Below are 19,559 nucleotides of genomic sequence, written 5' to 3'. Positions count from 1 at the left end.
GAACGTCGAGCGATCATGCGGGTGTGCAACGTCGCAAAAGCACCCGCCCGTCCGGGCGGGCGGGTGCTCGCGCGGCGGCGTGCAAGCACGCCTCGACTCCGCGCGGGGGTACTTGGCTACGAGCGTTCGCTCCAGACTAACCCCCCCCTGCTCCGCGCCGTATGCTACCGCCCGTGGCTGCGGTCATAGCCGTTGGGCGGGGGGCTCTGCCAGCCCTCCAGCGCACCCGGCGCGGGTGCGAACACCTCGACCAGCAGCGGGAAACACGCCGCCGTGTCGCTTGTGTGCTCGGAAGAACAATCGCCGCCGGGGCAGGCGCTAAGGGCACCTAGAAGGTCGATCTCGGCGAAGAACTCCAGATAGTCACCCGGGCGCACGGGGCTGGCCTTCATGAAATACTGCCCGGTGTCGCGGGTGAAGCCGGTGCACATGAAGACGTTGAGCACATCATGAACATGGGGCTCTGCCTCGGCCAGCGACACGCCCAGCTCGTCGGCCAGCGCGCGCGTCAGGTTGGAATGGCAGCAATGGTGATACTGAACCCCCGACAAGAGGTTGCCTGTGTAAGGATCGCAGCGCGTGCCGATCACGTCATGGACCGAGCCGCCGAATTCGTCGATCCCGTACCAGTCGAGCGTATCCGCGATGATCGTGGCCATCGGGCGCATATGCGGGAACGACGACCAGAGCCGCTCGCTGGTGGTGACATGGGTGCCGTGCAGCGCGCGGGTTTTGCCGGAATAGAACCGCTCGGACAGGTCATCGGCGTTCCACAGGTTGAGATCGCCAACCTGCGGCCCCTCGACGCTGCTGATGCGGAAGAATTGCCCCGCGCCCACGCGAAAGCAGGCGGCCTCGCGCGGGGGCACCATCACCTCGGCCACTTTCGCGGCCCCCTCGCGCGCGGCGTGGTAGAGCGCCAGGTCGGGCGCGGGCAGCGTGTCGTTGGGGTAGCAGATCACGGGGACCACTGCGCGGCGCGTGGCAGCATCGGCGGGGGCTTGGGTCATCGGCTATTTCCTCTGGCGACCGGGATCGTGACAGACCTTCGGCGGGTCACCGTCGGATGTAAAGACCTCGGCGCCACACGCCGCGCAGCGCCAGCGCCGACGCAGGTCGCAGCCGCTCACCCGGTATTCGCGCCAGCGGCAGCCGCGCGTCGCGCGGTTGGAATAGATCATCACGAGGATGAAGGCGACGATCAGGCCGACGACCACCAGCATGCCTCAGCCTTTCGCCATCGCCGCGACCATCTCGCCGAAGCGGCTGTAGCTGTCGGCCTGTTCCTCGGGGGTGGTGCCGGTGGCGTGGTGGCCCTCGGGGGTCTTCGCATAGTCGAAATTGATGCCCGTACCCTCGATGATCCGGTTCATCATGTTGAAGAGCGCGCAGACCTGCACCGCCTCGTAGAGCGCGGTCTCGGACCAGCCAGCATCATAGACCGCCTGCGCGTCGTCCTGTTTGAGCCTGCTCGGCAGGGTATTGAGCTTGGCCACGTAGGCGAGGATCGGGCGCAGCTTGTCATCCACCGGCGCGGTGGCGGGATCGTCGATCAGCGCGTCGATAAGGCCCGCGTCGATGCCGAACACCTCGGCATAGGCCCGGTGCGCGCCCGCGCAGAAGGTGCAGGCATTGAGCGCCGAGACATAGGTGGCGATGAGCTCGCGCTCGCCCACGTTCAACTCCCCCTCGCCGCGCAGGAGGCCATCGGTATAGACCATGAGCGGCTGCACGTTGTCGGGGAACCGCGCGTAGAGATCCCTTAGATGCGCGGGATCGGGGAGGCTGGGGAGAAAGGGCATGGGATCTCCTTGCGTCATGTCTGACCGCAGTCATAGACCGCGCCGCGGGGAATTTGTATGGCTCGACCGATAGCTGGCGCGGATGTGATCCATCGGCCCGAGACGAGGAGACTGTCCATGACCATCTACATCGACGCAGACGCCTGCCCGGTCAAGGACGAGGCCGAGCGGGTGGCCACGCGGCACGGGCTGCGGATGTTTCTCGTGTCCAATGGCGGGCTGCGGTCGTCACGCAACCCGCTGGTGGAGACGGTGATCGTGCCGGATGGCCCGGACGTGGCCGATATGTGGATCGCCGAGCGCGCCGGGCCGGGGGACGTCGTGGTGACCGGAGACATCCCGCTGGCGGCGAAATGCGTGGAGGCGGGGGCGCTGGTCCTCAAGCACAATGGCGAGGCGCTGACGCGGGCCAATATCGGCAACGTGCTGGCGACGCGCGACCTGATGGCCGACCTGCGCGCCGCCGACCCGTTCCGGCAGGGCGGCGGCAAGGGATTCACCAAGGCCGACCGGTCGCGCTTCCTCGACGCGCTGGAGCGGGCGGTGCGCAGCGCCGGACGCGCCGGGGGGTGAGGGTTGGCGGCGCGGACGCGGAAATCGGGGTTACGTCTCTGAATTGACCGCGCGGGTGACCTTGCCCGCCAGGTCCTCGGCGATCCGGGCCTCGAGTGCGAGACGCACCCGCGAATTGCGCTGAACACGGCGTTTCAGGGTGGCTGCGTCCCACTCTACAAGACGCGCACCCGGGGCCACCCGCACCGTTGCAGAGGCCGGCTTGCCTGTCAGGAAGGCGACCTCGCCGATGAACACCTCCGGGGGAAGGGTGAACTCTTGCGAATTCTTCTCTGCCCACATGCTGCCCGATTCAATGAAGTAGAGCCTGTCCGGCACCTCGCCTTCTTGCGTCAACGTCTCTGTCGTCTCGACCACCCGCCGCGTGGATGAGCGCATCAGCGACCGGAACTCGCCCGGCTCCATGCCACCCATCGTGTGGTACAGGTCCATCAGGCTGCCGGGAATGATGAGCTTCGACCGGCTGACGAGAAGGACCACGAGCCCGTAGAATGTGGCTGTGGCCATCGCGAGGCTTGCGAACGCGGCCTCCCAGAGGGGGGTGGGCAAAACCAGAAGATAGAAAGCGATATAGATCGCGGAACCCGTGATGAAGGTGACGCGAAGGGTGATCTGGTGACGAGAGAGCATGGCCATCGTCTGGACGACGGCACCGAGCAGCACCAATTGCTCGCCAGAAAACCAGCCGCCCTCCCCGAACATGATCACCTCCCTCTGCCGCCAACATGCTCCATCTTGCTCACCAAACTGTCGCACCATGACCTGATCCTGCCCGCTTAACAAGGGTTTGACGCCGCCTCGGGGCGATCGCCGGAGCACGACTACTGGATGGATCGCCTTGCCGCGCCGGCAGGATGTCCGGGCGCGCATCTCTTGCCCCACCGGGCGACGATGTGGACAGCCCGGGGGTTTACAATGCGCGGGCGGTCCGCTCATGTATCGGCGACAGTCGGCAAGCCTTGGATATTCATGACCACCGCGACCGTTCAGCGCGCGAACCTGACCGGCGCCGCCTATGCCTTGGCGGCGGTTACATGCTTTTCGGTCAACGATGTGGGGATCAAGTTCCTCTCGGGCGGTTACGCGCTGCACCAGGTGGTGTTCATCCGGGCGCTGGTGGCGCTCGTGGTGTTCACCTGCCTCGTCATGCCGTTCGCGGGCGGGCTCACGGTGCTGCGGACGCGCCGCCCGGTGATCCATCTCGTGCGCGGGCTGTGCGTGGTCGCGGCCAACATGTGCCTGTTCCTCGGCCTCGCGGCGCTGCCCATCGCGGACGCCACGGCGATCTTCTTCGTCTCGCCGCTGGTCATCACGGTATTCTCCGTGGTCTTCCTGCACGAGACCGTGGGGCCGCGCCGCTGGGCGGCGATCGCGGTGGGATTCGTCGGCGTACTGATCATCGTCAAGCCCGGTACCGCGTCGTTTCAGGCGGCCTCGCTGCTGCCCATCGCCGCGGCGTTTCTCTATGCCACGCTGCACATGCTCACCCGCCGCATCGGCGGCACCGAGAGCGCGGCGACGATGGCGGCCTATATCCAGATCACGTTCATCGTGGCCAGCACGCTGATCGGGCTGACCATCGGCGACGGGCGCTTTGCCGGGTCGGGGCATCCGTCGCTGGAATTCCTGTTTCGCGGGTGGGAGTGGCCCGCCACCGGCGACTACCCCATCCTCGCGGTGCTGGGGGTCTCGGGGCTGTTTGGCGGGCTGTTCATCAGCCAGGCCTATCGCCTGTCGGAGGCCGCCTTTGCCGCACCGTTCGAATATGTCGCCATGCCGATGGCGATCTTCTGGGGCGTGACGGTCTTTGGCACATGGCCGGACGCGACCGCGTGGATCGGCATCGCGCTCATCGTTGGATCGGGTCTCTACCTGCTGTGGCGCGAGACGGTGCGCGACGCGCAGGTGGCCCGCCGCGCCCCGACCTATCGCCGCTGAGCAAAGGAGACACGCCATGCCCCCCACCATCATCCCCTTCGAAGAGGGCGAGCGCGCGCTCGACTGGCTGAGCCTGTGCGCCGCGTTTCAGGCAGGCCACGACCGCCCCCGCGCCGAGATCGCCGACAGCTTTCTCTATCGCGGCGACGACACGCTGCTGAACCGGGCCGCATGGATCGACGGACTGGGCCTTGCCGTCAAGTCGGCCACCATCTTTCCGGGCAATGCGGCGCGCGACCTGCCCACGATCAATGGCGGCGTCAACCTCTATGACGACGCCACCGGCACGCTGGCCGCGATCGTGGATTTCCACCTCGTCACCAAGTGGAAGACCGCCGGTGACAGCCTCTATGCCGCCACGCGGCTGGCGCGGTCCGATAGCCGTCACATCCTGATCGTCGGCGCGGGCACGGTCGCGCATTCGCTGTGGCAGGCCTATCGCGCCGCCTTTCCCGACGCGGAGTTCACCGTGTGGAACCGCACCCGCGCGCGCGCCGAAGAGATGGCAGAAACATGCGGCGGCATCGCCGTGGCGGACGATCTGGAACAGGCCGTGCGCGCCGCCGATATCGTGACCTCGGCCACCATGAGCACCGAGCCGGTCCTCAAGGGCGAGTGGCTGCAACCGGGCCAGCATATCGACCTCATCGGTGCCTACCGCCCCGACATGCGCGAGGCCGACGACGAAGCGCTGTGCCGTGCGCGCCTGTTCGTGGACAGCATCGACACCACCGTGGGCCATATCGGCGAGATCGAGATCCCGCTCTCGGCGGGGACCATCAGCCGCGATGACATCGTTGCCGATTTCTACGATCCGCGCGCGTTTCAGCGCCTCTCGAACGACGAGATCACGCTGTTCAAGAACGGCGGCGGCGCGCATCTGGACCTGATGACCAGCCGCTACATCCTCGACGCATGGCAATCGGCGCGGTGATCTGGGTTACGCTGGCGCTCGGGGCGCTGGCGGGGGTCGCACCGGTTCTGCGCGAGGTGGCCCGACCCCGGATCGACAGGGCGCGGGACAACGTACCCGGGGATTTCGCCGCGCTGTCGCGCGGGCGGACGCATTACCGCTGGCACGGGCCGGAGGGCGGGCCGGTGACCGTCTGCGTGCACGGGCTGACCACGCCCTCGTTCGTCTGGGAGGGGCTGGTGCCGGGGCTCGTGGCCAAGGGGCACCGGGTGCTGACCTACGATCTCTACGGGCGGGGGTATTCCGACCGACCCGGCGGCGCGCAGGACTGGGATTTCTTCGTGACGCAACTGGAGGAATTGCTGGCCGATCAAGGGGTTGAAGGGCCGGTGACGCTCGTCGGCTATTCGATGGGCGGGGCCATCGCCGCCGCTTATGCCGCGCGATATCCTGACCGGCTACGCGAACTGGTGCTGATCGCGCCCGCCGGGCTGGGACATGATCTGGGGCCAGTGGCGCGGCTGGTGGCGCGGGGCGGCGCGGTGGGGCGGTGGCTGATGCTCGCAGTCTTTCCGATGAGCTTTCGCCGGGGCTGCGAGGCCGAGCGGGGGCTGCCCACGACGGTGCCGGGGATCGTGGACCGGCAACAGGCGGAACTGCGCTGGCGTGGGTTCATTCCGGCAGTGGCGCGGTCGGTCGCGGGGATACTGGCCGAGGCGCAGGACGCGACCCACGCCGCGATCGCGCGCAGTGGCGTGCCGGTGCGGGCGGTCTGGGGGGCCGAGGATCGGGTGATCCCGCTATCGCGAAAGGCACGGCTGACGGAGATGAACCCCGATGCATATCAGTATGTTATCGAGGGCGCGGGGCACGGGCTGACCTATACCCATACCGACCGGGTGCTGGCCGCGATCATGGAGTGAGCGGCGGTGGTGCCCGGGCGCGCGTTGGTATATGCCGCGCCCCATGTCCGATTATCACCCGCCCAACACGCCGCTCGACATCCTGCATGACGACCACGAATTGCTCGTCGTCAACAAGCCCGCGGGCCTGCTCAGCGTGCCGGGCAAGGGCGCGGAGCTTGCCGATTGCCTGCTCTCGCGGGTGCAGGAGGCGTTTCCCACCGCGCTCTTGGTGCACCGGCTGGACCGGGACACGTCCGGCGTGATGGTCTTTGGCCTGAGCCCCCATGCGCAGCGGCACCTGGGGCTGCAATTCGAGAAGCGCCAGGTGAAGAAAACCTATGTGGCACGGGTATTTGGGAAGTTGTCGCCCAAGACGGGCACGGTCGATCTGCCCATCGCCGTGGACTGGCCCAACCGCCCCCGCCAGAAGGTGTGCCACGAGACCGGGCGGGGGGCGGTGACGGAGTGGCGGGTGCTGCGGCAGGGGGACGGCGAGAGCCGGGTGCGGCTGATGCCGCGGACGGGGCGCAGCCATCAGTTGCGCGTGCACATGCTGAGCCTGGGGCACCCGATCCTGGGCGATCCGCTCTATGCCACGGGAAAGGCGCGGGATTATCCGCGGCTGATGCTGCATTCCGAGGAGTTGCGGCTGCGCCACCCGGATGGCGGGGCGGGGGTGAAGTTCCGCGCCAAGGCGCCGTTCTGAGGCCGTGAAACCGGGGGCTGTACCCTGTCGGTATTTCGTCGGTATCGCGTCGGTGCCGCGGGCTAGCGCTTCAGCACGCGGTCGGTGAGGTTAAGCCGCCCAGCGATGATCGGGCGCAGCACCTCGGTCAGTTCCGGTTCGCGGTCCATCATCTCGGCCAGCTCGTCCAGCCGGTTGGTGGCGATCAGGCTGAGCGCGTCGAGACGCGGGGTGCCGTCGGCGTGCCGGGGCAGCGCGGCCACCGGCTGGATCAGTTCAGGCTGTGGCGCGGGGGCCAGGCGGCGGAGGGCGGCGGTATCGAGCGCTGTCTCGACAAAGGCGTAGAGCCCCACCCCGTGCGCGGGCAAGGCGTAGGTACACAGCGCCACCTCGCGCACGTTGGCGTCGGCCATGAGCGCCGCGCGCAGGCCGGGGCCGTCACGGTCCACCCGGTCCTCGGTGCCCTCGCCGTCGGACCAGTTCATCAGCCGGCGGGTAATGAAATTGTAGGCGCGCTTGCCGGTGGCCATCCACAACCGCGCGGGCCAGGCCTTGCGCGCCAGCATCCGGTACTCGGACGGCGTGAGCAGACCGGGGGCGTAGGCACGCTTTTGCTTGAGCAGGTGGCGCAGGTCCTCGCGCGCCATGAGGCGAAAGAGTGGCCCGCGCCGGGGGTGGAGCGAGGCAAGCTGAAAGTCGATCACCGCCGCGCGGCCCTCGGGTGTCATCAGCCAGTTCTGCGGCTTGGCGATGTCGTTATGGGTGACCCCCCGGCGCCGCATCTCGCGCAGGAGGCGGCGGGCGTCGCGATACCACGCGGCGTCGGCGGGCCGGGCGAGGTGCAGGGGGGTGCCCTGCGTCCAGCTTCGCAAGAGGCCGGTGCGATCGGCGCGGATGAGCAGCGGGCAACCCTCGATGCCCGCCACCGCACGCAGCGCGCGCACCTCCTTGCGCGCCAGCCACCATGCCGCCGGGCGCGCCCAGAGCGGAACACCGTCGAGCTTGCGCAGCACGACCGGGAAATCCGCCACCCCGTCGAGACGGCCCGAAACCGTCTCGGAAAAGGCGTCGCGCTTGTGCACGGTCTCGGGCAGGAAGCGCGCGGTGGAAAGGTCTGGCAATGATGTCATGGCGCCGGGTCTAGTTGGTTTCACCTAGCGGGGGAAGCCCCGCGCGCCTCAGAGCCGGGCCCAGCCCGGGGGAATCAGGTCGGGATTCGAGAGCTTGGTCGTGCCGAACCAGTTGGCCGGTGCGATCACCCGCTTGTCCGGCCCCGGATCGAGCCACGCCCCCCACCACGAAAAGGTGGAATTGGCGATGACGTGATGCGCGCAGCGCGACATCAGGTGCATGTCGAACGCGCCGCGCCTCTCGTCGTTGATGTCCACCACCACCTGTTCGGCCCCGAGGTCGAGGTTGTCGCGCGCCCAGGCGGGATCGTTGGAAAAGACGAAGCAGGTGAGCGGGGCGTCGAGATCGCCGGTCAGCCGGTCGATGGCCTGCCGGTAATAATCCGGCGGGCAGGCGGCGTAGCTGCCCGAGGCGAGGTAATCGCCGCGCCGGACGTGCACCGAAACGGCACAGGGTGCGGCGTCGATCCGCGCCGCCATGTCGGCATTGGCGGGATTGAGCGGGGTGGTGAAGGCAAGATCGTCGCGCAGCCGGTCGGCAATGGCGGCAAAGTATCGCTCGGACTGCCAGTAACCGTGCAGGTAGGTGCCGTCGGGCAGGTCGAAGAAATCCGGATCAAAGCCGAGCCCGCGCTCACGGTGAAAGTGCGGATCGCGCCCGAAGAGCCGCCACAACCCGTAGCGCAGCAGCCCGTCGGATTTGGCGGGTGGCAAGGGGACGTCGGAGAGGTAACGGGCCTGCGCGAAATGACCCATTCCGCAGGCCCTGGCGTTGCCGAGATAACGGGGATCTAGCGCCAGCCCGCAGCCAAGATGGTCGGCGAGCGCGCGCCCGGCGGCATACTGGAAAAGCTGGTTGCCCAAGCCCCCGAACAGCCGCGCCACGATCATGCAAGGCCGCCCTGCGCCGGGGCTGGGCTGTGCCGCGACGCCTGCATCACCGCCCAGCGATAGCGCAGCCGCGCCCATTCCCGTCCGACCTGTTGGAATGGCGTGCGCACGCCACCCTGTATGGTCGAGCCATCGAGCCGATCGGCGATATCGGTGATGCCCGAAGGGTAGATCGCGGCAGGACGTATCCCGGTGTGCCAGTGGCTCTGAACAAAGGTGTCCACGGGCCGGTCGAACGCCTCGGAGAGATGCAGGAGCCGCTCGGCGGCCGCCCGGCTCACCATCTGCGCGGTGGTGCGCAGCCCGGCCATACGTGGCACCGAAAGCGTCGCCGGGCCATTGGTGTCCACCACGGTGGCCGGGCCGTGCGACGGGCGCGTCTGGAATTGTATATAGCCCAGTTCGGCCACATGATCGCGCGCCAGCGCCAGCGCGGCGGCATAGGGCTCGGGTGCGATCTCGGCGTCGTCCTCGATGATGAACGCCGAGGCCAGGTCGCGGCGCACGATCTCGGCCCATATCTGCCGGTGGCTGAGAAAGCAGCCGATCTCGCCGGTCTTGAGCCCGAACGGGTAGACGGGTGCGAAAAGCCGCGCGCCGACACAGGCCGCGAGGTCCGTCGAGGACATGGCGCGCCCGTCAACGGCGGCCCAGACCTCGCCCGTCATCCCGCAGCCCGCGAGCAGCGCCTGCGCGTTCTCGCGACGCGCCGAGGCGCGCACGAGATGGAGGACAAAGGCGTGCTCGCTCACCGTCTCAGACGCCGGGCGTCCAGCCCGACACGGCCTTGACCTCGAGGAAATCCTCGATGCCCCATTTGCCGCCTTCGCGCCCGTGGCCCGACTGCTTCATTCCTCCGAAGGGCGCGCCGGCACCGCGCGACTTGCCGTTCATCTCGACCATGCCGGAGCGCAAGGCACGCGCAAGCCGGTTGGCGCGCGCCGGATCGCCGGTCTGGACATAATTGGTCAGGCCATAGGGCGTGTCATTGGCGATCGCGATGCCCTCTTCCTCGGTGTCGAAGGGGATGATCGACAGCACCGGGCCAAAGATTTCCTCCTGCGCGATGGTCATGTCGTTGGTCACGTCGGCAAAGACGGTGGGACGGACGTAGAACCCCTTGTTGAAGCCCTCGGGCCGCCCGGTGCCGCCCGCCACCAGCCGCGCGCCCTCGTCGATGCCGGTCTGAATCAGATCCTGCACCTTCTGGAACTGCGTGGCGTTGACCACCGGGCCGATGTGGCGGCCCGGCTCGGACGCGGGGCCGACCTTTAGCGACCCGGCGATGGCTGCGGCCTCTTCCACGGTGCGGTCGTAGCGGTCGCGCTGCACCAGCATGCGCGTGGGGGCGTTGCAGGACTGGCCGGTGTTGTTCATGCAGTGCAGCACGCCGCGCTTGACGGCCTTTTCATCGGCATCGTCGAAGATCAGGTTGGCGCCCTTGCCGCCCAGCTCCAGGCTGACACGCTTGAGCGTGTCGGCGGCGGATCTGGAGATGAGCCGCCCGGCGCGCGCCGAGCCGGTGAAGGAGATCATGTCGACGTCCGCGTGCGCCGAGAGCTGGCTGCCCACCCCCGCGCCGTCGCCGTTGACGAGGTTGAACACGCCCCTGGGCAGGCCCGCCGCGTCGATGATCTCGGCGAAGATCAGGGCGTCGAGCGGGGATTCCTCCGAAGGTTTGAGCACCATCGTGCAGCCCGCCACCAGCGCGGCGATCACCTTGAGCGTGATCTGGTTCATCGGCCAGTTCCAGGGCGTGATCATGCCCACGACGCCCACCGGCTCGTGGATGATGCGGTCGTTGGGGGCGTGGTCGCCCAAGGGCGCGTCAAAGGCGAATTCGCGTGCGGCCTTGAGGAAATTGGCGGTGTGCCAGCTTCCGGCAGGCACCTGGCTGGAGCGGGCCATGTCGATGGGCGCGCCCATTTCCATGCTGATCGCCTGTGCGAGGTCCTCGGCGCGGGTCTCGTAAATCTCGAGGATCTTCTCGACATGGGCGATGCGCTCGGCGGGTGGGGTGGCCATCCATGCCGGAAAAGCGGCGCGCGCAGCGGCGACGGCGGCATCTGTATCGGCCTGTCCGCCGAGCGCAATCACCGCGCAGGGTTCTTCGGTCGAGGGGTCGATTACCGGGTGATCGCGGCCCTCGCGCGCCTCCACCCATGCCCCGTCGATGTAGAACTGGCGTTTCTCGATCATGGTTGACCTCCGTAAATTTAACGACACTCTGTCAGGGCCACCGGCGGGCTACAAGCCCGTATCGACCGGGTTGGGCGGCGTTTGATCAGACCCCGCCATACGCAGCCGCGAAGATCACGAAAGGAGATCACAATGACGTTACGCATCAACGACACCATCCCCGACCTCACCGTCGAGACCGATCTCGGCCGCTTTTCACTGCATGACTGGATCGGCGATGACTGGGCAATCCTGTTCTCGCATCCCAAGGACTTTACGCCCGTTTGCACCACCGAGTTCGGCGCTGTCGCGCAGCTTGCCGACGAGTGGGAGAAACGCGGCTGCAAGGTGATCGGCGTCTCGGTGGACAGCGCCGAGGACCATCGCAAGTGGAAGGCCGATATCGAGAAGGTCGGACGCGCAGCACCGGAATTCCCGATCATCGCCGATGCCGGGCTGGAGGTATCCAAGGCGTTCGGGATGCTGCCAGCCGAGGCCTATCTGCCCGAGGGGCGCACCCCCGCCGACAGCGCCACGGTGCGCAGCGTGTTCATCATCGCACCGGACAAGCAGGTAAAGCTGATGATGACCTACCCGATGACCGTGGGCCGCAATTTCGCCGAGGTGCTGCGCGCGCTGGATGCGCTTCAGACCACGGTGAAGCATGGTGTGGCCACACCTGCCGACTGGACCGTCGGACAGGACGTGATCGTGCCACCCTCGGTCGATGACGCGGCGGCGCGGGAGAAATTCGGCGATTTCGATGCCGACCTGCCCTATCTGCGGCGGGTGAAACTGCCGGGCTGAGGGATGCGGGGCCGGGCGACCGGCCCCGTTTACCGTCGAAGCAGTATCACCGAGTAATGAAGCCTAGTTGTGGGGCGAGATTGGCCTGTTGCGGACATTGCCGTGAGCCGCGCCATCGCTAGGTCGCGGGCTGGCGATCCGACGGATTTTCAGGGCGCTTTATGCCCGCCGAATCCGAAAAACCTGTAATCGGTGCGCCAGCTTAGACAAATCGCCAGTCCGGGGGCGGCCTGGCGATGGCGCGGCGGGCTTCGCCCTCGATTCCGCGCCAGGGGCAAGAACCGAACGGCAAGAATAGGCCAAATGGACCGAACGCCCCCCCCTACCGCACCACCATCACTGAGCAATCGGCGTGGCGCACCACGCGCGCCGCGTTGGGGCCGAGCAGGAAGTCGCGGAAATCTGGTTTGTGCGCGCCGATCACAATCAGGGCGGCGCCATCCGCCCGCGCCACGCGCAGGATTTCCTCGTAGGCATTGCCGGTCACCACGACGTGACGGACCTTTTCGTTGGCCTCATGTCCGAGAACCTCTGCCACGAGGTCATGGAGCCGCTGCCGCGCATCTTCCTCGATACGTGGATGGTGATCCTTGTCGAAATAGGTGCCGACCACGCTCATCCCGTAGTCGGGGACCACGGTGATCACGTCGAGTTGCGCGTCGTCGAGGGCGGCAAGCCGCGCCGCCATGCGCAGCACGTTATCGTCGCGATGCGGGTTACTGACATCGACGGCGCAGAGAACGGGACCGGTCATGCGGTGACTCCTTCCTTGGTGTTCGACTCGCGCTCCATGCGGGCGCGCTGCAGCAGCGCGATCAGCCCCAGCAGAAGGAAGGCGGGGATGAACAGAAGTTCCTGCGGCCATTGATCTACCGGGGCCTTGGCGGTGGTGACGGTCACCGGTTCGTCGCCGTAGAAATCATAGCCCTGCATCGTCTCGGAGAAGGGCGTGCCGAACATCGGCTCTTCGAGCAGAACGCGGTCACCCTCGGGGATAAGGGTAAGGCCATACTCCTGCAACAGCGCCGCGCCGTCCTTGTCCTCGGTCACCGACAGCACGAGGGTCGTCTCCTTGGGCTCGCCGCTGATGAAATCGGGCCCGGAGACGACCACGCGGAGATCCTGCCCCGGCGTGGCGTTACCGAGCGCCTGTTCGAGATTGGCGGGCTCGATCATCTCGAAGGGGGGCTGGATGCGGTTCATGAAATAATCGGGCCGGAACAGGGCGAAGGCAACCAGAACCAGCGCCACGCTCTCGTAAATGCGGCTCTTGGTGAGGAACCAACCCATCGTGCCGGCGGTAAAGACGAGGATCGCGATCGAGGCCACGATGAAGGTGATGATGCCTTGCGTCACCGTCACGTCGATCAGCAGGAGGTTGGTGTTGAAGATGAACACGAAGGGCAGCGCCACGGTGCGCAAGCTGTAGAAGAAGGCGGTGAAGCCGGTGCGGATCGCGTCGCCGCCGGAGACGGCGGCGGCGGCGAAGCTGGCCAGCCCCACCGGCGGCGTCACGTCGGCCATGATGCCGAAATAGAACACGAAGAGGTGCACCGCGATCAGCGGCACGATCAGCCCCGATTGCGCGCCAAGCTCGACCACGACCCCGGCCATCAGCGACGACACCACGATGTAGTTGGCCGTGGTCGGCAGGCCCATCCCGAGGATCAGGCTGAGAAGCCCCACGAAGACCAGCATCAGCACGAGGTTGCCGCCCGAGACGAACTCGACCAGGTCGGCCATCACCTGTCCCACCCCGGTCAGCGTCACGGTGCCCACGATCACCCCCGCGGTGGCGGTGGCAAGACCGATGCCGATCATGTTGCGCGCCCCCGCGATCAGCCCGTCGAGCAGATCCTGAAGCCCGGCGCGCATGGCGTTGGCGGTATCGCTCTGGCCGCGGAAGATCGCCTTGAGCGGGCGCTGTGTGAGCAGGATCACGAACAGAAGCGACGTCGCCCAGAACGCCGAGAGGCCGGGCGATTTCTGTTCGATCATCAGGAAGTAGACCAGCACCACGATGGGCAGCAGGAAGTAGAGCCCGGCCTTGTAGATCTCGCCCACCACCGGCAGGCGCACGTCTTCTGAATTGGGGTCGTCCGGTTCCAGATCGGGCACGCCCGAGGCGAGCCACAGAAGGGCCAGATAGGCGAGGATCAGCAGACCCGACAGGATCAGGCCCGAGCCCTCGGGCACCATCGCCACGATCCAGCCAACCGGGTATTGCACCCCGTAGCACAGCCCCGCGAAGCCCGCGAAAAAGACGAACATGCCGCCGATGGTGCGCCCGAGGCTGACCACGCGGTCGCCCAGGGTCGGCATATTCTGTTTCACCGCCTCGAGATGGACGATGTAGACGAGCGCAATATAGCTGATGGCGGCGGGCAGGAAGGCGTGGGTGATCACCTCGACATAGGAAATGCCCACGTATTCCACCATGAGGAAGGCCGCCGCGCCCATCACCGGGGGCATGATCTGGCCATTGACCGAGCTTGCCACCTCGACCGCGCCCGCCTTTTCGGAGGTGAAGCCCACGCGTTTCATCAGCGGAATGGTGAAGGTGCCGGTGGTGACCACGTTGGCGATGGAAGAGCCGGAGATGAGGCCGGTGGCGGCAGAGCCGACCACGGCGGCCTTGGCCGGGCCGCCGCGCAGGTGGCCGAGCGCGCCGAAGGCCATCTTGATGAAGTAGTTGCCGGCGCCCGCCTTGTCCAAGAGCGCACCGAACAGGACGAAGAGAAAGACGAACTTGGCCGAGACGCCCAGCGCGATGCCGAACACGCCCTCGGACGTGATCCACATGTGGCTCATCGCCTTTTGCAGGCTGGCGCCCTTCCAGCGGATGACCTCGGGTATCCAGTCGGAGGCCCCGAAGAAGACATAGCCGAGGAAAATCGTGGCGATGATCGCCATCGCCGGGCCGAGCGCGCGGCGCGCGCCCTCGAACAGGATGATGAGGCCGGCGAGCGCGGCCCACTTGTCTGTGTGGTCGGCCAGCCCGCCGTTATTGACGATCTTTTCGTAGAAGAAATAGCCGTAGAGCGCGAAGAATGTCCCTGCGAGGCCCAGCACCCAGTCATAGATGGGCACGTAGCTGCGCGGGCTGGAATTCAGCATCGGGTAGGCCATGAACGCCAGGAAAATCGCGAAGGCGAGGTGGATCTGGCGCGAGTTGTTGATCAGGTCGCCGGGCAGGACGTAGTTGGCCAGCGGCGAGGCCAGCAGCACCTGGTAGAGCGACCAGACCACGGCCACCACCGCGATGAGCATCGCCACCGCGCCCGTGGGGTTGCGCGCGCCGCCATCGCTGGAGGCGACCATTTCCTGGAGTTCGCCCTCGCTGAGCGGGCCCTTGCCCTGCCTGTCCTCGGCCATATGTCCCGTCTCCCTGACACGCCGCGATCGGGGCGCGGTCGTTGATTATCGCTTGATAGTGGAATGACACGAACGAAAAAGGCAAGGGCGGCGTGCCGCCCCTGCCGTGTGGGTGGAGTCGTTATTCGATCCAGCCCTGTTCCTTGTAATACTTGGCCGCGCCCGCGTGCAGCGGAGCGGAAAGACCGGCGGTCGCCATTTCCTGCGGGTCGAGATTGGCGAAGGCGGGGTGCAGGCCGCGGAAATCGTCGAAGTTCTCGAACACCGATTTCACGACCGTGTAGACCGCGTCCTCGCTGACCGCGTCGGAACTGACGAAGGTGGCGCCGACGCCGAAGGTCTGCGTGTCGGCGTCATTGCCGCGATACATGCCGCCGGGGATTGTGGCGGTGCGGTAGTAGGGGTTGTCGTTGACGAGCCCGTCGACGGCGTCACCCGAAACCTCGACCAGCACGCTGTCGCAGGCGGTGGTTGCCTCCTGGATCGAGCCGGAGGGGTGGCCGACGGTGTAGACCATCGCGTCGATCTGGTTGTCGCACAGAGCAGCGGACTGCTCGGCGGCCTTGAGCTCGGTTGCGAGCGCGAAATCGTCGGTGGTCCAGCCCTTGGCGTTCATCAGCACTTCCATCGTGCCGCGCTGACCGGAGCCGGGGTTGCCGATATTGACGCGCTTGCCCTTGAGATCGTCGAAGGTGGTGATGCCGCTATCGGCGCGGGCCACCACGGTGAACGGCTCGGGGTGGACCGAGAACACCGCGCGCAGCCCCTCGAACGCGCCGTCCTCCTCGAAGCGCGAGGAGCCGTGATAGGCGTGATACTGCCAGTCGGACTGCGCCACGCCGAACTCAAGCTCACCCGCGCGGATGGTCTTGATGTTGTAGATCGAGCCGCCGGTGGATTCGACCGAGCAGCGGATGCCGTGATCCTTGCGGCCCTTGTTCACGAGGCGGCAGATCGCGCCGCCCGTGGGATAGTAGACGCCGGTGACGCCGCCGGTGCCGATGGTGATGAATTCCTCGGCCATTGCCGCCGGGGCCATCATCGCGGCGAGCGCGGCCCCCGCAACGGTGAATTTGAACTTGGCAAACATCATGATCTCCCTTTTTTTGCTGATGTTTTTCGGTTTTCGTGTCAGCCGTCCCAGGTTTCACCAAGGCGGCGGCTGCTCTCTTCGACCCGGGCGATGCGCGCGCGCGCCGCCGGACCTGCGCGGCTCACCAGCATCCCGACCATTGCTTCGGCGAGGACGAGGGTGGCCACATAGGAGGAATAGAAATGCGGGCTGTCGGAGGGCACGACAAAGCCCGCCGAGGCGTGGCGCAGGGCCGGGCAGGCGTGGCTGTCGGTGATGACCACGACATAGGCGCCCTGCGCCGCCGCGAGATGAGCGGCCTCGATCGAGCGGGTTGAGAACGGCGGCTTGGTGATGACGAGCAGCGCGTCGCGCGCGTCGAGCCCCGCGAGCGCGGCCCCGAGCGAGGCCCCCATCCGACCGCCGATGGTCCATTTGCCGGTGCAGAAATGCGCCATGTAGGCGAGATATTCGACGATTCCCGTGGAGCCCAGCGCGCCGAACACCAGCACGTTGCGCGCGCCGTGAAGCCGGTCCACCACCTGTTCCAGAAGCGCGCGGTCGATATCGCGCCGGAGCGATTCGAGATTGCTCTGGCAGGCGCTGACATGCGCCTCGAAGAAGCCGGTCTCTCCCGCCTCGTGCGCGGCCTGCAACCGCTCGGCGCGCTCGGCAAAGCTGTTGACCCGCGCGCCGATCTTCTCGCGCATCGCCTCGCGCAGGTCCTCGAAGCTCTGGTAGCCGATTGCGCGGGCGAAGCGCGAGAACGTGGCGGGGGCCAGCCCGCTGTCACTGGCGACGGTGCGCAGGGACCGCGTTGCGGTATCGACGGGATGGGCCGCCACGTATTCGCCCGCCTGCCGCAGCTTGTCGCTGAGGCCGTCGAAGTTTCGCGACAGTCTCTGTTCGAACGAGGCGTTCAAACGGTCCCTCCCTGAATTTTAGATAATTCGTTCCATCTGTTTCACCTCTTGTCAATATGTGATTCATTTGTTTCATTCGTGCGAACCAGCAAGGACTCGCGCCATGACCCACGTCTTTCCCCGCCACACCAAGGCCCGCCCGCCCCGCGCCGCACGCGGCGATGGCGCCTATATCATCGACGAATCGGGAAAGAGATACCTCGACGGATCGGGCGGCGCGGCGGTCTCGTGCCTCGGGCATTCCAACCCGGAAGTGACACAGGCGATCAAGGATCAGGCCGACCGAATCGCCTTTGCCCACACCGGATTTTTCACGTCCGAGCCGGCCGAGCGGCTGGCAGACCGCTTGATCGCCCACGCGCCGGAGGGGATCGAGCGGGTCTATTTCGTCTCGGGCGGGTCCGAGGCGGTGGAGGCGGCGCTGAAACTCGCGCGGCAGTATTTCCTGGAGAAGGGCGAGCCATCGCGCACCCGGTTCATCGCGCGCAGGCAGAGCTATCACGGCAACACGCTGGGTGCGCTGGGCACCGGCGGCAACATGTGGCGGCGCGAGCCGTTCGCGCCGCTGATGGTCGAGACCTCGCATATCGCGCCCTGCTATGAATATCGCGGGCGCGAGGATGGCGAGACGCCCGAGGACTATGGATTGCGCGTAGCCGATGAGCTTGAGGGGGAACTGCGCCGCGTCGGGCCGGAGAACGTGATCGGCTTCGTCGCCGAACCGGTGGTGGGGGCGACGCTGGGCGCGGTGCCGCCCGTGCCGGGATATTTCCGGCGCATCCGCGAGATCTGCGACCGGCACGGCATCCTGCTGATCCTCGACGAGGTGATGTGCGGGATGGGGCGGACCGGCACGCTGTTTGCCTGCGAGCAGGACGACGTGCGCCCCGATATCGTGACCATCGCCAAGGGGCTGGGCGCGGGCTATCAGCCGATCGGCGCGATGCTGTGTTCGGGCGAGATATATGCCGCCATCGAGGGCGGATCGGGATTTTTCCAGCATGGGCATACCTATATCGGCCATCCCGTCGCCTGTGCCGCCGCCGATGTCGTGGTCGGCAAGCTGACGGCGGGCGGGATGACCGACCGCGCGGCGCGGATGGGCGAGGTGCTGGGCGCAGCGTTGCGCGAGCGGTTCGGGCAGCATCCGCATATTGGCGACATTCGCGGGCGCGGCATGTTTCGCGGGCTGGAACTGGTCGAGGACCGGGAGAGCAAGACACCCTTTGACCCGGCGCGCGGGATCAACAAGCGGATCAAGGCGGCGGCGTTCGAGGCGGGGCTGATCTGTTACCCGATGGGCGGCACGATTGATGGGCGGCGGGGCGATCACGTGCTGCTCGCGCCGCCCTTTATCCTGACCGAGGATCAGGTGGGCGAGCTGACCGACAAGCTGGCCACCGCGCTCGAGGTGGCGCTGGCGTGAGGGCGCTGCCCCGGCTGATGGTCGCGCCCACCGGGGCGCGGCGCGGCAAGGCGGATCACCCGGCCCTGCCCGTTACCCTGCCCGAGATCGTGGAAACCGCGCGCGCGTGCCACGAGGCGGGGGCGGACGGGCTGCACCTGCACCTGCGCGACGCCGAGGGGCGGCACCTGCTGGACGCCGGGGCCTATCGCGAGGCGCTGGTGGAGTTGCGCGACGCGGTGCCCGAGATGGCGGTGCAGGTCACGACCGAGGCGGCAGGCGCCTATGCGCCGCCCCATCAGCGGGCGGTGGCGCTGGCGGCGGGGGCCGATCTGGTTTCGGTCGCGTTGCGCGAGATGGCGGCGGAAGAGGCGGATGCGCCGGGGTTTTATGCCGCCTGCGCCGAGCGGGGCATCGCGGTGCAGCATATCCTTTATGACGCGGGGGATTTCGACCTGCTGACGCGGCTGGTGCCGGAGGGGTTGCGCGATATCGCAGAATTGCAACTGATCTTCGTGCTGGGGCGCTACAGCGCCGGGCAGGAGAGCGATGCGCGCGACCTAGGCCCGTTCCTTGACCGGCTGGCGGCGCGGGAGGGGTCCGCCGACTGGGCCGCCTGCGCCTTTGGCCGGGCCGAGACCGCGTGCCTGCGCGCCGCGCACGCGGCGGGGGGGAAGATGCGCGTGGGGTTCGAGAACAGCCTGTGGCACGAAGATGGCCGGGTGGCGCGTGACAATGCCGAACGGGTGCGGGCGGTGGTTGCGGCCTGCGGGTTGGACTCGCCGTGACCGGCCGAAGGGATGCGATGGACGCGGGTTCAGGTTCTGGGAGCGAAACGGCCAGATGACGGCCTGGACCTGAGCTTGTGCATTCCACCGGATCGGGGCAGTCGGCATATGGGCTGAGCCGTCGTTCGCATTGGCCGCGCATCGACGGGCCGCGGCGCGGCGATCCAACGGCGG

General features: G+C 67.1%; 20 protein-coding genes. 8 read left to right on the top strand and 12 right to left on the bottom strand.

The annotated features are described in order from the left end of the window. Window positions 1-164: 164 nt before the first annotated feature. Genes AC13D8_RS03480 through AC13D8_RS03470 form a run of 3 tightly spaced genes read right to left on the bottom strand, consistent with a single transcriptional unit; the run spans window position 165 to window position 1,802 of the window. Window positions 165-1,010, bottom strand: a complete 846-nt coding sequence (locus AC13D8_RS03480) for an urea carboxylase-associated family protein (RefSeq protein WP_482967636.1) — start codon at window positions 1,008-1,010, stop codon at window positions 165-167. A 3-nt stretch (window positions 1,011-1,013) separates the two neighbouring features. Continuing rightward, window positions 1,014-1,223 (bottom strand): hypothetical protein, encoded by a 210-nt coding sequence (locus AC13D8_RS03475; RefSeq protein ID WP_482967635.1) that lies wholly within the window; start codon window positions 1,221-1,223, stop codon window positions 1,014-1,016. Window positions 1,224-1,226: 3 nt separating this feature from the next. After that, entirely contained in the window at window positions 1,227-1,802 is a 576-nt protein-coding gene (locus AC13D8_RS03470; protein WP_482967634.1) for a carboxymuconolactone decarboxylase family protein, read from the bottom strand. Window positions 1,803-1,919: 117 nt separating this feature from the next. On the opposite strand from AC13D8_RS03470, the gene AC13D8_RS03465 reads away from it, so the two are divergent. After that, window positions 1,920-2,375 (top strand): YaiI/YqxD family protein, encoded by a 456-nt coding sequence (locus AC13D8_RS03465; protein ID WP_482967633.1) that lies wholly within the window; start codon window positions 1,920-1,922, stop codon window positions 2,373-2,375. A 30-nt stretch (window positions 2,376-2,405) separates the two neighbouring features. Here AC13D8_RS03465 and AC13D8_RS03460 read toward each other — a convergent pair whose 3' ends face one another. Continuing rightward, window positions 2,406-3,077, bottom strand: coding sequence for a cyclic nucleotide-binding domain-containing protein (locus AC13D8_RS03460; RefSeq protein ID WP_482967632.1), 672 nt, complete (start codon window positions 3,075-3,077; stop codon window positions 2,406-2,408). 267 nt (window positions 3,078-3,344) lie between these two features. Here AC13D8_RS03460 and AC13D8_RS03455 point away from each other — a divergent pair, with 267 nt between their 5' ends. The 4 genes from AC13D8_RS03455 to AC13D8_RS03440 are packed head-to-tail and all read left to right on the top strand — an operon-like array spanning window position 3,345 to window position 6,837. Next, the gene (locus AC13D8_RS03455) at window positions 3,345-4,313 is read left to right on the top strand and encodes a DMT family transporter (RefSeq protein ID WP_129433811.1); all 969 of its coding nucleotides are present in this window, start codon (window positions 3,345-3,347) and stop codon (window positions 4,311-4,313) included. A gap of 16 nt (window positions 4,314-4,329) precedes the next feature. Then, window positions 4,330-5,247, top strand: a complete 918-nt coding sequence (locus AC13D8_RS03450) for an ornithine cyclodeaminase family protein (RefSeq protein ID WP_482967631.1) — start codon at window positions 4,330-4,332, stop codon at window positions 5,245-5,247. Further along, window positions 5,229-6,149: an alpha/beta fold hydrolase gene (locus AC13D8_RS03445; protein ID WP_482967630.1), complete on the top strand. Its 921-nt coding sequence runs from the start codon at window positions 5,229-5,231 to the stop codon at window positions 6,147-6,149. The genes AC13D8_RS03450 and AC13D8_RS03445 overlap by 19 nt, the downstream gene beginning before the upstream one ends. Window positions 6,150-6,192: 43 nt before the next feature. Further along, window positions 6,193-6,837 (top strand): RluA family pseudouridine synthase, encoded by a 645-nt coding sequence (locus AC13D8_RS03440; RefSeq protein WP_482967629.1) that lies wholly within the window; start codon window positions 6,193-6,195, stop codon window positions 6,835-6,837. A gap of 62 nt (window positions 6,838-6,899) precedes the next feature. Here the strand turns inward: AC13D8_RS03440 and AC13D8_RS03435 are convergent, their stop codons facing one another. The 4 genes from AC13D8_RS03435 to AC13D8_RS03420 are packed head-to-tail and all read right to left on the bottom strand — an operon-like array spanning window position 6,900 to window position 11,036. Then, on the bottom strand, window positions 6,900-7,946 hold the full coding sequence (locus AC13D8_RS03435; protein ID WP_482967628.1) for a phosphotransferase: 1,047 nt from the start codon (window positions 7,944-7,946) through the stop codon (window positions 6,900-6,902). Window positions 7,947-7,994: 48 nt separating this feature from the next. Next, on the bottom strand, window positions 7,995-8,915 hold the full coding sequence (locus AC13D8_RS03430) for an alpha-1,2-fucosyltransferase (protein WP_482967627.1): 921 nt from the start codon (window positions 8,913-8,915) through the stop codon (window positions 7,995-7,997). After that, on the bottom strand, window positions 8,834-9,589 hold the full coding sequence (locus AC13D8_RS03425; protein ID WP_482967626.1) for a glycosyltransferase family 25 protein: 756 nt from the start codon (window positions 9,587-9,589) through the stop codon (window positions 8,834-8,836). Before AC13D8_RS03425 ends, AC13D8_RS03430 begins: the two co-directional genes overlap by 82 nt. A gap of 4 nt (window positions 9,590-9,593) precedes the next feature. Then, entirely contained in the window at window positions 9,594-11,036 is a 1,443-nt protein-coding gene (locus tag AC13D8_RS03420) for an aldehyde dehydrogenase family protein (RefSeq protein WP_482967625.1), read from the bottom strand. A gap of 132 nt (window positions 11,037-11,168) precedes the next feature. Between AC13D8_RS03420 and AC13D8_RS03415 the strand changes: the two genes are divergently transcribed. Then, window positions 11,169-11,822: a peroxiredoxin gene (locus AC13D8_RS03415; protein ID WP_482967624.1), complete on the top strand. Its 654-nt coding sequence runs from the start codon at window positions 11,169-11,171 to the stop codon at window positions 11,820-11,822. Window positions 11,823-12,144: 322 nt separating this feature from the next. Here the strand turns inward: AC13D8_RS03415 and AC13D8_RS03410 are convergent, their stop codons facing one another. The 4 genes from AC13D8_RS03410 to AC13D8_RS03395 form a co-directional block, all read right to left on the bottom strand. After that, window positions 12,145-12,576 carry a universal stress protein gene (locus tag AC13D8_RS03410; RefSeq protein ID WP_129434706.1) on the bottom strand — a complete coding sequence of 144 codons (432 nt, stop codon included), beginning with the start codon at window positions 12,574-12,576 and terminating at the stop codon, window positions 12,145-12,147. Beyond that, window positions 12,573-15,197, bottom strand: a complete 2,625-nt coding sequence (locus tag AC13D8_RS03405; RefSeq protein ID WP_482967623.1) for a TRAP transporter permease — start codon at window positions 15,195-15,197, stop codon at window positions 12,573-12,575. Before AC13D8_RS03405 ends, AC13D8_RS03410 begins: the two co-directional genes overlap by 4 nt. 121 nt (window positions 15,198-15,318) lie before the next feature. After that, entirely contained in the window at window positions 15,319-16,287 is a 969-nt protein-coding gene (locus AC13D8_RS03400) for a TAXI family TRAP transporter solute-binding subunit (protein WP_482967622.1), read from the bottom strand. A gap of 41 nt (window positions 16,288-16,328) precedes the next feature. Continuing rightward, window positions 16,329-17,192: a MurR/RpiR family transcriptional regulator gene (locus AC13D8_RS03395; protein WP_241691182.1), complete on the bottom strand. Its 864-nt coding sequence runs from the start codon at window positions 17,190-17,192 to the stop codon at window positions 16,329-16,331. A gap of 103 nt (window positions 17,193-17,295) precedes the next feature. Here AC13D8_RS03395 and AC13D8_RS03390 point away from each other — a divergent pair, with 103 nt between their 5' ends. Further along, window positions 17,296-18,618, top strand: a complete 1,323-nt coding sequence (locus AC13D8_RS03390; RefSeq protein ID WP_482967621.1) for an aspartate aminotransferase family protein — start codon at window positions 17,296-17,298, stop codon at window positions 18,616-18,618. Next, window positions 18,615-19,385, top strand: coding sequence for a beta-keto acid cleavage family enzyme (locus AC13D8_RS03385; protein WP_482967620.1), 771 nt, complete (start codon window positions 18,615-18,617; stop codon window positions 19,383-19,385). Before AC13D8_RS03390 ends, AC13D8_RS03385 begins: the two co-directional genes overlap by 4 nt. Window positions 19,386-19,559 lie beyond the last annotated feature (174 nt).

It is taken from the genome of Roseovarius sp. B-10 (assembly GCF_056859295.1).
Note: the sequence above shows the minus strand (reverse complement) of the source record. Positions and strands in the feature narration are given on the sequence as shown.

Coding starts and splice junctions, on each gene's coding strand:
- AC13D8_RS03480 (WP_482967636.1), bottom strand. CDS start 1,010: ATGACCCAAGCCCCCGCCGATGCTGCCACGCGCCGCGCAGTGGTCCCC.
- AC13D8_RS03475 (WP_482967635.1), bottom strand. CDS start 1,223: ATGCTGGTGGTCGTCGGCCTGATCGTCGCCTTCATCCTCGTGATGATC.
- AC13D8_RS03470 (WP_482967634.1), bottom strand. CDS start 1,802: ATGCCCTTTCTCCCCAGCCTCCCCGATCCCGCGCATCTAAGGGATCTC.
- AC13D8_RS03465 (WP_482967633.1), top strand. CDS start 1,920: ATGACCATCTACATCGACGCAGACGCCTGCCCGGTCAAGGACGAGGCC.
- AC13D8_RS03460 (WP_482967632.1), bottom strand. CDS start 3,077: ATGTTCGGGGAGGGCGGCTGGTTTTCTGGCGAGCAATTGGTGCTGCTC.
- AC13D8_RS03455 (WP_129433811.1), top strand. CDS start 3,345: ATGACCACCGCGACCGTTCAGCGCGCGAACCTGACCGGCGCCGCCTAT.
- AC13D8_RS03450 (WP_482967631.1), top strand. CDS start 4,330: ATGCCCCCCACCATCATCCCCTTCGAAGAGGGCGAGCGCGCGCTCGAC.
- AC13D8_RS03445 (WP_482967630.1), top strand. CDS start 5,229: ATGGCAATCGGCGCGGTGATCTGGGTTACGCTGGCGCTCGGGGCGCTG.
- AC13D8_RS03440 (WP_482967629.1), top strand. CDS start 6,193: ATGTCCGATTATCACCCGCCCAACACGCCGCTCGACATCCTGCATGAC.
- AC13D8_RS03435 (WP_482967628.1), bottom strand. CDS start 7,946: ATGACATCATTGCCAGACCTTTCCACCGCGCGCTTCCTGCCCGAGACC.
- AC13D8_RS03430 (WP_482967627.1), bottom strand. CDS start 8,915: ATGGGCGCGGCTGCGCTATCGCTGGGCGGTGATGCAGGCGTCGCGGCA.
- AC13D8_RS03420 (WP_482967625.1), bottom strand. CDS start 11,036: ATGATCGAGAAACGCCAGTTCTACATCGACGGGGCATGGGTGGAGGCG.
- AC13D8_RS03415 (WP_482967624.1), top strand. CDS start 11,169: ATGACGTTACGCATCAACGACACCATCCCCGACCTCACCGTCGAGACC.
- AC13D8_RS03410 (WP_129434706.1), bottom strand. CDS start 12,576: ATGACCGGTCCCGTTCTCTGCGCCGTCGATGTCAGTAACCCGCATCGC.
- AC13D8_RS03405 (WP_482967623.1), bottom strand. CDS start 15,197: ATGGCCGAGGACAGGCAGGGCAAGGGCCCGCTCAGCGAGGGCGAACTC.
- AC13D8_RS03400 (WP_482967622.1), bottom strand. CDS start 16,287: ATGTTTGCCAAGTTCAAATTCACCGTTGCGGGGGCCGCGCTCGCCGCG.
- AC13D8_RS03390 (WP_482967621.1), top strand. CDS start 17,296: ATGACCCACGTCTTTCCCCGCCACACCAAGGCCCGCCCGCCCCGCGCC.